A 14,203-nucleotide genomic window follows, 5' to 3' on the forward strand; every position below is an offset into this window, starting at 1 on the left:
TTCTTAATTTAGAAACCTGGTGTTTGCTTAAAATTGTCATTGCCTAAACTTTTGGCCATATCTACCTCAGATTGAGGTACTGGCCATAAGGTATCTCTTGCCATGAATAACCGTGAAGCTCCATCGGGATCCTTGGTTTTATCCATCACCTCTTTGATCATCCCCCAGCGTTTCAGGTCAAAATAACGTTGCCCTTCCAAAGCCAATTCAATCCTCCGTTCATGACGGATAATATCGCGGAATTCATTTTTTGTCAAGGAACCGCTAAACTCTAAGAGCGGCATTTTCACATCAGCCCTGGATCTTACCTTATTCAACGCGTCTACAGCTGTCTGATCAGGCCCGGCACTTTCATTTTTCGCTTCTGCGTACATCAATAAAATATCTGCATAACGTAAGAATACCCAATCCTGATCACTTTGTGTCGCGTAACTGGTTGGCCATTTCGATTCGTTGATATATTTTCTCGGTAAAAAACCACCCAAAACCCCTTCGGCAACCGGATCAAAAGCTGAAGATGCAGTGGTACCTCTCCATACACCGCGGTACATGATTGTCGACTTCAACCGTGGATCTCTATTTTCGTAAGGATTTTTAGCATCGTAAACCGTCGATTCCTTAATATCTTTTCCATCGATGGCATAATAAGAATCCACCAGATACCCCAACGGTTGTATTGTCTTCAGATAAGAATACATCATATCTGCTGGGCTATACATATTGGGCGGTAAAAATCGAGCGGAGAACATGATTTCGGGATTGTTATTTTGTCCAGGTTTTCGGAACAGATCACGGTAACCACCCTGATAGATCGAAAACTTGTTTTCATCCATAACAATCTTCGCTGTTGCCGCTGCCTCGGCCCATTTTTTTGCAGTCAACAACACCTTTGTTTTGTAGCCTAATGCAGCTCCCCTCACAGCATGCCCCTTATATCCTGTATTTGGCAGTTTTTCACTCGCATAATCTAAATCTGCTAAAATCGCTTCGATAACGTTGGTTTTAGGTGTTCTACCCAACCGAATACTCGCATCGTCCATACCTAGGGGTTCTAAAGTCAATGGCACATCACCGTACAGATTGGTCAACAAAAAGTAGTAATGGGCCCGGATAAAACGAGCCTCTGCTTTATATCGGTCACGGTCCTGCTGGCTCATGCTTGTAATGCGGTCAATATTGGCAATCAATTTATTACATGCAGCAATGGCCTGATACGAAATCTCATACCCCTCAGATTGCATTCCGCCGGTTGTTGAGGAGATTCCGGATCGCGAAATAATATTGAAGTTATTGGAGGTACTGGACACAAAGGCATCGTCTGAAAGCCCATCCCAAAACATACTTGCTCCCCCCCAACCACCGCGTGCATTGGATGAAGACGTCGAATTGTATCCCCGGCAAAGAAATTCATAACAGCCCGATAGTGCCAAATCAGCATCAGTCTGCGTTTTCCAAAAGGTTGATTCCGAAATTTTATCCGTTGGGTTTTTATTTAAAAAATCTTTTGTACAACTACCTAGTGAAGCTAGGGTAGCTAAGCTTAGGTATAGATATGTTTTTTTTACGCTATTTTTCATCTTTATTTTTTTTTAGTTACCACTAGATTAGAATGTGATGCTCGCTCCAAATGCGAATACTTTATTCTGAGGATGAGTCACATAACGTCCTGATGTTGCACCACCACTTGATGAAACGCCACGTTCGGGATCTAAACCGGGGAACTTGGAGAATGTGACCAGGTTATCCGCCGCAAAATAGATGCGAAGGCCAGAAATACCAGCTTTGGACAAGGTGCTCTGTGGAATAGAATAGCCTACCTGAATATTTTTAAGACGCAGGAACGATCCATCTTTTAAAAAGAAAGTCGACGCAGTCCGTACGTTATTTGCGGCAGGGGTATTTTCAGCACCGACTATTGGAAGCGATGCATTGGGGTTTTCTGGAGTCCAAGCATCCATCCAGTCGCGGGTGAATGTACCACCTTGCCTGAAAGGAACTATTCCCCACTCACTTACAAATATTTTTTGTCCCTGAGAACCGAAGAAAAAGGCTGTAAAATCAAAATTCTTCCAAACAGCCGTCGCGTTAAAGGAATAATCGAAATCTGGATAAGCGCCCGGCACGACAATACGATCATTATTGTCCACAACTTTATCGCCATTTACATCGGCAAATTTCAGATAACCCGGTTGCGCCGGAATCTGTTGCACCGGAGAGGCTGCCACCTCTTCCTTCGAACGGAATATACCCGTGTTCTCCAAAAGATAAAAACTACCATAAGGTAAACCTTCTCGGATAATGGTATTGCCCGAGATACGTTCGGCTCCATATTTCATCACCTTATTGCGATTGGCCTGAATATTTCCATTGAGGGTCAGCGATACCTCTCCAATTTTATCACGGTACTGAAGACCGAGTTCTATACCTCTGTTACGCAATTCACCATAATTGACGGTCGGTGCAGTCAGCCCAATATAAGAAGGGAAAGCCGTAGATGCGGATAAAATATCTGATGTTACTTTGTTATACCAATCGAAAGAAGCGGTCAATTTGTTGTTCCATAGCCCGAAGTCCACACCGAAATCCAGGACTTTGGTACTCTCCCATTTGATCCTGCCATTAGCCATAGCTACCTGACGAGCCCCCTGTTGGAGTGTTTCATCAAAAGGATAAGCAAAAGAAGAATTGTAAACAATCTGATAAGGATAGTTACCAATATTCTGATTACCCAGTGTTCCAATAGAGGCTCTTAATTTTAGTTCATTAACAACTTCTTTCAATTTAGGCCCATAAAACGTCTCGTCCGAAACTTTCCAGCCTCCGGATAATGAAGGGAAAAATGCCCATTTTCTATTTTCAGGAAAACGTGAAGAGGCGTCGTAACGCGCATTACCTTCAAGTAGATACTTGCCTTTGTAGTCGTAGTTTAATCGACCATAGTAAGACCTCAATGACCACTCATTGGTTACACCGCTATTAGACTGTTGGCCAGCTCCGCCACCATCAAGCTCAAGCAAATCATTGTTGGGAAATTGCAACCTACTTCCGAACAATTTTTGTGTTTTATTATATTCTGCCTGGGTTCCTGCCAGTACTTTCATGTTATGATTTCCAAAAGACTTATCGTAAGTCAATTGTGTATAACCCACCGGGTACACATTGTTGTCGTCCGTTACTTCTAGCCCTTGACCACCCACATCAAGTTGTCTGGCGGGTAGATCATCGGGTTTGGCGAACCACATGTATTGATTAATCACAGGTTTGTTTGTATAGTTTTTTGTAAAGCCATACGTCAATCCGCCGCTAGTCTTCCAATCCAGCCCATCCAATATTTTCACATTTAAAAAAATATTGCCTTGCATAAAATAATTGTTCAGTCTTGTAAATGCATTTTCAGCAACTGCAACAGGGTTTTTATTTGGAGACTGAAAAGGATATGCCCTGGACGTATAACGACCACTACCATCTGGTAATACAGGTCCATAAAGTGGTGATTGACTAATGGTAGACAAAAACTGATCTTCACTACCATTTCTAGGGTATTTCCGATCGCCATAATTCAAGGTAATGCTTGAACCAAAACTTATCCGTTCATTGATTTTAGAGCCTAGGTTAAGCTGTAGATTATACTTTTTAAAAGAAGTCCCGATCATAATATCAGGCTGATTGACGTAGCCCAAAATAACGTTGTAATTTGTTCCTCCGGCACCACCGCTTAAGCTTAAATTGTGCGTCTGTACCGGGACTGTTCTAAAGACAGCATCCAACCAGTTAAAATCGGGATATAATTTTTTATCTGTTGCATTTTTGTAGGCATCAATCATCTCCTGGCTAAAAGAAGCATTTGGATTTGTGACACCAGAGTTTTTATTTGCCTGATTATACAGGTTCATATAATCAACGGAATTATACACGAGGTCTGGAAGAGCTGAGGCTTTGGTAATTCCAACATTATAATCGTAGCTCAGTTGTGTTTTTCCAGCTTTACCCTGTTTTGTCGTTACGAGAATAACTCCATTTGCTGCTCTTGCCCCATAGATAGCAGCCGATGCAGCATCTTTTAATACAGTGATATTCTCGATTGCTTGAGGATTTAAATTTTCCAAACTCCCGGGGATACCATCTACGATAACCAGTGGAGCGGAAGAGGCACCATAGGAACCCAATCCACGTACCTGGAGATTCACATTCTCATTCCCCGCTTCTCCTGATCCTTGCGTAACACGAAGGCCGGGCATGCGACCTTGAAGTAATTGCGTTGGATTTGTAGCGATACGTTTGTTAAGCACCTTTCCATCGACAGCAGCAACAGCACCGGTTAAATTGCTTTTTTTCTGGGTACCATAGCCTACGACAACCACTTCATCAATCAGGCTACTGGACTCCTGGAGAACGAGATTAATGTGATCTTTCTTATTGACCTGGACTTCAGCCTTCTCTTTGCCTACCAGCGAAAATATCAGGACATCAATATCTCGCGCAAGAATTTGATAATTGCCGGCCCCATCGGTTACAGTGCCGTTTTTCACCCCCTTTATCTGTACTGTAACCCCCGCAAGAGGCTCGCCTGTTGAGGAGCTTACTTTTCCGGAGATCTTTATTTGCGATTGGGCAAGCACCACTGGTGCAGACATGCTCATCAACGAAAATAAAAGTAACCCCTTCCCTACCGTTTTGGTTATCGGTGTTATCATAGTTGTTTTGGTTTATTTGGTTATTTAACGAAGTAAATGAACTCAAATATCAAAAATCGTTCACAGCAAAAGGAGTATTTTTTGTTCAAATAGGTGGAATAAATAGCTTCATTCCTGATTTTCAACACGATTAAATGGTTCCATCGGTTCAGCTCCAAAATAAGAAGGAGATCTGTCGGAGCTCCCAGAACTCCGTACGCCGAGGGAGATTATCAATTCTGCGATAAAATCGATATATTGTCCCCAAAATCAGTTTAAAGTGAGGGAGTCGATGACAACAAAAAAATATAGTAACATCTATATCTTTTGGTTTTGCAGCATTTTATTTTTTTTAATGCACCCTGGCTATTGCCAGACAATCATACCTACAGGAACACCTTTTGTAAAACAATACAAAAAAGACCAATACAAGGCTGGAAATCAGAACTGGTCTTTGGCAGTCGATAAAGATGGTCGCATTTATAGTGCAAATACCGAGGGACTGTTACAATTTGACGGACAATACTGGCGTATCTTTCCACTGCCAAATCATTCAACAGTCCGAAGTGTTGCGATTGGTAAAGACGGAAAAATTTATACAGGCGGAAGAGGTGAATTTGGCTATTGGACTTCCAAACCTTTCGGAAACTTGACCTATCATAGTCTCTCTAAACTTGTGCAGGACAAGACCTATTTTCCAAACGAAGAAATCTGGAAAATCATTGTTGAGGACCAACGGGTATTTTTTCATACATTTTCCAAATCTTATATTTGGGAAAACAATCGTATACGGCAGCTAACCGCCAAAGGTGAACCCTTTTTATTTCCGCATCAGCTCGATAACAAGTTATTTTTCGAACAGCTGCCAAGTGGTCTGCATGAATTTAAACAGGATAAACTTATCCCTGTAAAAGGAAAAGAGGTCTTGAAAGATAAAAATGTACTTGCCATCTTACCTTTCGACGCAACGACCTCGCTTATTGCCACTTCGCGAAACGGCCTTTACCTGATGAAAGCCGATGGTTCCATCCTACCCTGGCCTGTTCCGGCAAACCAGCTCTTGAGCCAATCACAAATCAACAATGGCTTATACCTCTATGACGGACAATACGCTTTTGGCACCATCCAAAACGGTGTTATTGTCATCAATAAAAATGGTCAGGTCATTCAGCATATCAATAAAAACAATGGTCTCCAAAACAATACCGTTCTCAGTATTGTGAAGGACAATCAGAAGAATATCTGGGTGGGACTTGATAATGGTATAGACCGCATTGAAATCAACTCCCCGTTATCATTTTATACTGATTTTGTTGGAAAAATTGGTACGGTTTATACATCAATTATCTATCAGGGGAAAATCTATCTTGGAACCAATAAGGGATTATTCTCAAGCGAATGGAAGGGATTAAACAATTATAATTCGTTAAATTTTTCTCAGATTCCCAATTCAAACGGTCAGGTATGGACCTTAGCCATATTTGGCGATGAACTTATCTGTGGACATAATGATGGAACCTTCAAATTGGTTAATGGGCGGCTCGAGAAGATTTCACAGATCACTGGCGGCTGGATATTCAAGCCTATTTTTGGAACAAAAAATATTCTTCAAGGAAACTATACGGGCCTATCGAAATTTAGCTTCGATGGTATACATCTTCAGTTCGTCCAGCAATTCGCGGGCGTTAAAGAACCCGTTCGATTTTTGGCGCAAAAAGATAACCATACCTTTTGGATTGGCGATTGGGGACAGATACAACTACTCGGATTTGATGCGAATTTCCAACAGGCAAATATTTTATTTTCCTCCAAACAGGACAGTATCGCTTCAAAGAGGCAATTTACAGGGATTTATACATTAGAAAATAATCTTGTATTTGCGACGGACAGCGGATTTCTCCAATTCGACAATATTGTAAAAAGATTCAGCTATGCCGATGAATTAAACACAGCATTAGGCACCTATAAAAATTCAAATAAGGTCATACCGATCAATACAAACAGCTACTGGTTTATTCAGAAGACAAAAATTGCTAAAGTAGATTTTGACAGTAAGGGCAAACTTCATATTGACTCCAATCTGCTCAGTCCCTTACAGGATCGAATGATGAATAACTATGAAAACATTCTCCCTATTGAAAACCAATACTATCTCATCGGCTTAGATGATGGATTTGCAATCTATCGTCATTCCGATAAATCACAAAAATATAGGTTGCCACTTCCACAAATAGCACAACTCATCAACTTGACAACAGGACAGGTTATTATTCCAGATTCAGCGTTCAAACTATCATCATCGGACAATAATCTTAGAATTAGCTTTTCAAGTCCATATTATTCGTCATCACCGATTCAATACCAATATTATCTCGAAGGTTACTCGGACAATTGGTCCGAATGGAGTGAAACTGCCTATCAAGATTTCACTAATCTACCTTATGGAAAATTTCAAATTAAAATAAGGGCGAAGGACAATATGGGCTTGGTTTCGGAAATTCAAACGTTTTCCTTTACTATTCGGTATCCATGGTACCTTTCTTGGTGGGCAAAGGTATTTTATACACTGGTGCTGATAACGCTCATCTATTTAGCTTATATATTTAGTCTTCAGCAGGAGCGCAAGCGTCAGTTTCAAATTCGGCGAAAATGGTTGGAAGAGAAAAAGATTGCTTTGGAACGCGAAACCGAGCAAAAAGAAAAGGACTGGATCAAACTTAAAAACCAGCAATTAGAAGATCAGCTTCAATTAAAAAATAAAGAACTGGCCAATGCAGCACTCAATATCGTTTACAAAAATGAAATGTTGAACAATTTACACGACGAGCTTAAACAGCTTAAAGATGCTGATGGCAACAAACTGAGTTCGGATGAATTGAAAAAAATAAACAAGCTCATTGATGATGCCCATAATGACGATCGTGACTGGCATATTTTTGAAAGAAGCTTTAACGAATCACATGAGAATTTTTTCAAGAAATTGAAACAAGAGTTTCCTGATCTTGTCCCCAATGACCTTAAACTATGCGCCTACTTAAGGCTCAATATGTCGAGTAAGGAAATTGCCTCATTGCTTAACATTAGTACACGCGGTGTCGAGATTAGACGCTATCGATTACGTAAAAAGTTAGGCATTCCCACAGACAAAAACCTCTCTGAATTCCTGATGGAACGTTAAATTCCCATCACAAACACTACATCATTACCACACACGAGCTTTAGTGTATAAAACACACTAAAGCTCGTGTTATTTCGTTTAAAAATACTATCTAAAAAGCTGACTATCAAAAACATAAAATACAAAAAAAGGTAAGCTGAGCAAGTTGAAATTTCATGTAGTAGTGATGTGAAAATGTTAAATTTTGGCAAAGTTGTACTACATCAACATCTTTGCTTCAGGGAAATAACCAACGTATTTTAAACAAACACCAAAAATTAACGATATGAGGAATCTATCCGCATTATTTTTGACATCCATGGTCGTATCTGTTGCCTATGGACAAACTTCCATACAAGGAGTGGTCAAAGATGGCTCAAGCATGATCTCCATGCCAGGCGTCACCATCAGTATCAAAGGGAAAGCAGTAGCTACAAAAACCGACGCAACGGGGAAATTTCAAATCAACGCCTCTCCTACCGACTCATTGGTCTTTAACTTTCTGGGTTATCGCACACAAACCGTCTACATTGGCAATCAAACGCAACTCAATGTATTCTTAGAAAATCAAAACCAAGCACTGGAAGAGGTTGTGGTTATCGGTTACGGTACGCAAAAGAAAGCGGATCTGACAGGATCGATCAGCTCCTTGAAATCATCCGATATCACGAAGCAACCTGCCATGTCGGCGATGCAATCCATCCAAGGTAAAGCTGCTGGTATCAATATTATTGCAAATGAAGCACCCGGTTCCTCACCTAATGTAATTATCCGGGGCTTAGGAACGGCATTATCAGGACGGAATCCACTCTATATTGTCGACGGAATTGCACAAACAGATATTAATAATATCAACCCATCAGATATTGAATCTATGGATGTTTTGAAGGATGCATCCTCTGCATCTATTTACGGTCTTCGGGCTGCAAATGGTGTTATTATCGTGACCACGAAGAAAGGTAAAACAGGGACGACAAACATCAATTATGAAAGCTTTGCAGGCATAAAAAATGTCCTCAATCGTGTGAAAATGGCAAACGCTGATCAGTTTAGAACATTTGCCAATGAATACCTAACCTCGACCAATGGATCGTACCGTTTAGCAGAGAATCAAAAATATAATACAGATTGGTATGACGAATTATTACGTACAGGTTCTGTATTTAATAATTCCGTTAATATTTCTGGCGGAACTGAGAAAGTTGATTACTTCGTATCCGCAAACAATTATACCGAAAATGGTATTCTTGATGGCTCCAAATTTGTAAGAAATACCATACGCAATAACAACGTATATAAATTTTTAAACAATCGCCTAAAGTTCAGTCAAAATTTAAATCTTACATTAACAAACGCAACGCCCAAGCCCTATAGTGCTTTCACCACGGCTTATCGTCAGTCACCGCTGGCTCCCCTGATGTTTGATAATGGCCGTTACGGTTTAGGTCGTGTAAATACAACAACTGGTGTTGCCGGTATTGAGGCAGCTCCTGGGCAAGCTATCGGAAACTTAAATTCCATTGGAAATCCAGTGTATGAGGTTTTACGTCAAAATGAAAGAACAAATACGCTCCGCCTACAGGGAAGTTTTGAAGGAGAATTCAAAATAACCGATTATCTGAAAATCAATTCGCGTATTGGCGGGAATAAATTTTATTCGAAACAACGGATTTTTAATAATGTAAAAGATCAATGGTTAAATGCAAATACGTTATTGAATGAATCTGATTTCATCAAATTAAAGGAAAATAATCCAAAAGCCCTTGACTATGTAGACAATAGTCTGAAATATGAAAATCTGGAACAATTCCGCTGGTCTATCGAGAATTTCTTGACCTTCAACAAGAATTTTGACAAGCATCATATTGAGGCGGTTGTGGGGATGTCACGTGAGAAATACGACATTAACAGCATGAGCAGCCAAACGGGTTATAATGTGCCTGAACAAGAGCAATACTGGAATATTAATCTTGCAAAAGGAACAACCAATTATGGTATTGTTGCGCTGCAAACGTCTTATACTCCAAGGGCCTTAGCTTCTTATTTCGGACGATTACAGTACAATTACGATAGCAAATATTATTTAACGGCAACATTGCGTAGAGATGGATCAAGTGTTTTCCGTAATACAGGAAAATACTGGGGTACATTCCCATCGGTGGGATTAGGCTGGACGGTAACCAATGAAAGCTTTATGAAAGATGCCAGCTGGATTAATTTATTGAAAGTGCGCGGAAACTGGGGTAAATTAGGTAACCAAGATATCCCGTTAAATGTATCCACAATTTTAACAAGTCCAGAAAGTTCAAATTATAACTACGTTTTCGGTCCTGAACAGAATATGGTGTATGGTAGTGCTTATGGTACTCCTGCCGTAAATCTAACCTGGGAAGTAACCAGAGAAACAGGCGCTGGCGTAGACTTTGCGTTTCTAAACAATCAGCTTTCAGGATCCATTGACTACTATCATAAGCTGAATACCAATACTATTCTTGATGTAACGCCAACTTACACTTCTCCTTCAGAGAAAAATTTCTATGCGCATGGTGCCAAAGTACTGAATCAAGGAGTTGAAGTAGCTTTAAATTGGAACAAAAGCATTAATCCTGAATTCAGTTATACCGTCGGCGTCAATTATGCCTACAACAAAAACAAAGTAACAGAAGTGGTTCCTGCCTATGACCGTGCTACTGGAGGTAGTTTAAATAATGGGGAGATTACCAAACAACTCCGTGTCGGACAACCGATCTATGGCTGGTGGATGTTTGAAGCAAATGGTGTCTTTCAAGACGCTGAAGATGTAAAAAATTACCCATCGTTTGGCGCTGCAAAACCTGGCTACCTGAAGTACAAGGATCAAAATGAAGATGGTGTCATCGATTCCCGCGACAAGGTTTTCTTTGGATCATTTTTACCGACTTCAACATATGGTATCAATGTTGGTGTTAATTACAAAGCTATTGATTTTAATGTCTCCGGATATGGTGTTGCAGGCAATAAGGTTTACAATGGTTTAAATAGTGTTCGTTCCAATGCGGGTGAGAATATCGCGTTGTCAACTTTTGAAAATCGCTGGACTGGCGCAGGTTCAACCAATGAGCATCCTGGTGCAGAAAGAGCATATTGGGCTTCGAGTTATTTCCTTGAATCGGGTGCTTATTTCCGTATCAATAATATCACCGTAGGATACACTTTCAACAACTTATATAGCTCGAGATCTAAACTAAGATTATATGTTACTGCACAGAATCCATTTATATTTACGAATTATAGTGGTTTCTCACCTGAACTTGCAGGCGACGGTAGTCCAAATTTAACTTCTGGTATTGAGCTTTCGGCTTATCCAACGACACGTAATTTCTTATTTGGACTTAACATGCAATTTTAATCACCTTAGTTTTGAAGACAATGAAAATTAACAAACTTTATATAGCAATTCTTCTTAGTGGGGGCATTGCATTGCAAGGCTGCAAAGACAACAACTTCTTAGATGTACCTTCTAAAGAATATGTTGAAGCCGAAGACAGTGAAGAAATCTACACACCCGAGCAATTTGTCAATGGTGTATATGGAATGTTTACGGACTGGGATTATTCTTTCTCTTACATTGGTATCACGGACATGCTTTCCGATAATGCGGATAAAGGTAGTTCAGCGACAGATGCCGGTGGTGATAAACTAAGTTTAGACGAGTTGACGTACACTTCAACAACAGGTTCCTTTCTTTCCATGTGGACACGTTGGTATAAATCCATTGGGCGGGCTACGCAAGCTATTGCATACACGGAAAAATTTGGATTGACAGACGAAGCTTATAAAAACAGATTGATTGCCGAAGCCCGTTTTCTACGTGCATTGAACTACTTCTATCTTGTGCGTGGATGGGGCGATGTTCCTATTCAAGAACGTGATTTAATAAAAAGAGAACCCGCAGCTGAGGTTTACGCTTATATTGAAGCTGATTTACAATTTGCTATCGACAATCTTCCAGTCAAATCTGCTTATGCTGCAAAAGACTTAGGTAGAGCAACCAAAGGTGCTGCACAAGGATTAATGTCAAAAGTCTATTTGTATCAAAGCAAATGGCAACAAGCTGCTGATATGGCGAAAACTGTCATCACATCTGGAGGATACAGTCTCGAACCAGATTACGCAACAATTTGGCGTTTAGCGGGGGAAAATGGCCCTGAATCATTATTTGAATTTCAAGCAAGGGGTACCTCTATCGCACATGGTATCCAACAATATAGTCAAGTACAGGCACCTCGTGGAGGAGCGGTAAACTTAGGCTGGGGTTTTAATATCCCAAGCCAAAACTTATTGGATGCCTTCAATGCCGAAAAAGACAATATCCGTCGCGATGCCACGATTATTTTCAGAGGCGAACCCCTGTATGATGGCCGTCTTATTGACAATGGTGTAGAAAATCCAATGTACAATGAAAAAGCGTATTCCTCTGCAAATGGAGGTGCCGCTGATGGCGATAAAAACGTACGTTACCTCCGTCTAGGTGAAATTTATCTTATCCTGGCCGAAGCAGCTAATGAGGTTGGCAATAGCAGCGAAGCGCTGAACGCATTGAATATGGTACGGACACGTGTAAAATTAGCCAATGTAACGACAACCGACCAAGCGCAGCTCCGCCAGTTGATCTGGAAAGAAAGACGCCTTGAATTAGCTTTTGAGCATGACCGCTGGTTTGATTTAATTCGTACAAAACAGGGAAAAACTGCCATGGCAGCCAATGGAAAAACGTTCCAGGATAAAATGATGCTTTTTCCAATTCCGGAGAATCAACGGATCCAAACGCCAGAAATGCCGCAAAATACCGGTTGGTAATCATTTATACAAAATAACTCCGTTCAAACGACCTATGGTCGTTTGAACATTTTTTCAAGAATTAAACAACATATCCATGAGAAAACGAATAGCATATCCAGCACTTAGCGGTATCGCTTTGGCGCTTATTCTCAGCAGTTCGTGCCAAAACGCTACTAATAGCAGTCCAGACAGTCCCTCAAAGATTGATTCAACCGATGGAAGCAAAATCAATGAAGATTCGCTATTAACAACTATTCAGCAACATACATTTCAATATTTTTGGGAAGGTGCCGAACCTACTTCCGGTCTCGCCAGGGAACGTATCCATATGGATGGTGTTTACCCTCAAAATGACCGTAATGTCGTGACCATAGGTGGTAGTGGCTTCGGGCTCATGGGTATGATTGTCGCCATGGAACGTGGGTTTATCAGTCAGGAACAAGGTGTTCAAAAGCTGGATCACATCATGGATTATCTAGGCAAAATCGAACGGTTTAAAGGAGCCTGGGCACATTGGTACGATGGAGAACTGGGTACAGCGAAACCCTTTAGTGAAAAAGATAATGGCGGTGACATCGTTGAAACTGCATTCTTAGCCCAAGGCCTAATCGCCATTCGGGAATATCTAAAAGACAAAGGTGATTCTGCCCAACTCGTTGCCCAAAAAGCAGATAAACTATGGAAAGAAATCAATTGGAATCATTACACAAATGGACAAAATGTTATTTATTGGCATTGGAGTCCTAAATTTAACTTCCAGCAAAATCATCCGGTCAGAGGATACGACGAATGTCTGATTACCTATATTTTAGCAGCCTCCTCACCTACATACCCTATTGCACCCCAAGTGTATCATGAGGGCTGGGCAAGATCTGGGGCCATTAAAAGCTCCGCTAAAAAATACGATATTCCACTCGTACTCAAGCACAATGCCAAAGAAGGTGAAGTGGGGCCGTTATTCTGGGAACATTACTCCTATTTAGGATTGAGTCCCAAAGGATTAAAAGACCAATATGCAGATTATTGGGAAGCGACAAGCAACCATGCCAAGATAAATTTGGCCTATGCAGATCTAAACCCAAAAGGTTATAAAGGTTATGGTTCAGATAAAGGCTGGGGCTGGACAGCCAGCTATTCCATTAACGGCTACGATGCACATCACCCAGACAACGACCCTGGCGTGATCTCGCCTACAGCAGCTTTGTCTTCCATGCCCTACACCCCACATGAAAGCATCCAGTTTGCGCAATACCTAGATAAACAACTCGGCAATAAAGTCTGGGGTAAATATGGTTACTATGATGCCTACAGTGAAACGGCAAATTGGTATCCACAACGTTATCTAGCCATCGATCAGGGGCCTATTATTGTCATGATCGAAAACTATAGAACAGGTAAAATCTGGGAGCTATTTATGCAGGCCCCAGAAATTCAACAAGGACTAAAGAAACTCGGTTTTACAAGTCCTTATTTAAAATAGTGGTCTGTGGAATCATTTTCAATCCGTCACACGTTGAGAATGGTTCCTTCCACGAAAACAACAGGATATCCC

The 14,203-nt window shown here is 40.8% G+C and carries 6 protein-coding genes; 4 read left to right on the forward strand and 2 right to left on the reverse strand.

Features of this window, described 5'->3' with window-relative positions:
• Window positions 1-8: 8 nt before the first annotated feature.
• Both L1283_RS11070 and L1283_RS11075 read right to left on the reverse strand, forming a co-directional pair.
• On the reverse strand, window positions 9-1,577 hold the full coding sequence (locus L1283_RS11070) for a RagB/SusD family nutrient uptake outer membrane protein (RefSeq protein ID WP_088160962.1): 1,569 nt from the start codon (window positions 1,575-1,577) through the stop codon (window positions 9-11).
• Between the two features lie 27 nt (window positions 1,578-1,604).
• Complete coding sequence (locus L1283_RS11075) at window positions 1,605-4,694, reverse strand: SusC/RagA family TonB-linked outer membrane protein (protein ID WP_286851917.1); 3,090 nt, start codon at window positions 4,692-4,694, stop codon at window positions 1,605-1,607.
• A gap of 271 nt (window positions 4,695-4,965) precedes the next feature.
• Here L1283_RS11075 and L1283_RS11080 point away from each other — a divergent pair, with 271 nt between their 5' ends.
• From L1283_RS11080 to L1283_RS11095, 4 genes are all read left to right on the forward strand, one after another.
• Window positions 4,966-7,851 carry a helix-turn-helix and ligand-binding sensor domain-containing protein gene (locus L1283_RS11080; RefSeq protein ID WP_313262637.1) on the forward strand — a complete coding sequence of 962 codons (2,886 nt, stop codon included), beginning with the start codon at window positions 4,966-4,968 and terminating at the stop codon, window positions 7,849-7,851.
• Window positions 7,852-8,116: 265 nt separating this feature from the next.
• The gene (locus L1283_RS11085) at window positions 8,117-11,218 is read left to right on the forward strand and encodes a SusC/RagA family TonB-linked outer membrane protein (RefSeq protein WP_286851920.1); all 3,102 of its coding nucleotides are present in this window, start codon (window positions 8,117-8,119) and stop codon (window positions 11,216-11,218) included.
• A 20-nt stretch (window positions 11,219-11,238) separates the two neighbouring features.
• Entirely contained in the window at window positions 11,239-12,669 is a 1,431-nt protein-coding gene (locus L1283_RS11090) for a RagB/SusD family nutrient uptake outer membrane protein (protein WP_286851922.1), read from the forward strand.
• A gap of 76 nt (window positions 12,670-12,745) precedes the next feature.
• A complete protein-coding gene (locus L1283_RS11095; RefSeq protein ID WP_248933371.1) occupies window positions 12,746-14,131 on the forward strand; it encodes a glucoamylase family protein in 1,386 nt (461 codons plus the stop codon).
• Window positions 14,132-14,203: the final 72 nt, after the last annotated feature.

Origin of the sequence: Sphingobacterium sp. HSC-15S19, assembly GCF_050433745.1 — a bacterium.
Classification (GTDB): Bacteria; Bacteroidota; Bacteroidia; order Sphingobacteriales; family Sphingobacteriaceae; genus Sphingobacterium; species Sphingobacterium siyangense.

What these genes read in the sequence shown, in the direction of transcription:
- L1283_RS11075 (WP_286851917.1), bottom strand. Translation starts at nt 4,694, where the DNA reads ATGATAACACCGATAACCAAAACGGTAGGGAAGGGGTTACTTTTATTT.
- L1283_RS11080 (WP_313262637.1), top strand. Translation starts at nt 4,966, where the DNA reads ATGACAACAAAAAAATATAGTAACATCTATATCTTTTGGTTTTGCAGC.
- L1283_RS11070 (WP_088160962.1), bottom strand. Translation starts at nt 1,577, where the DNA reads ATGAAAAATAGCGTAAAAAAAACATATCTATACCTAAGCTTAGCTACC.
- L1283_RS11095 (WP_248933371.1), top strand. Translation starts at nt 12,746, where the DNA reads ATGAGAAAACGAATAGCATATCCAGCACTTAGCGGTATCGCTTTGGCG.
- L1283_RS11085 (WP_286851920.1), top strand. Translation starts at nt 8,117, where the DNA reads ATGAGGAATCTATCCGCATTATTTTTGACATCCATGGTCGTATCTGTT.
- L1283_RS11090 (WP_286851922.1), top strand. Translation starts at nt 11,239, where the DNA reads ATGAAAATTAACAAACTTTATATAGCAATTCTTCTTAGTGGGGGCATT.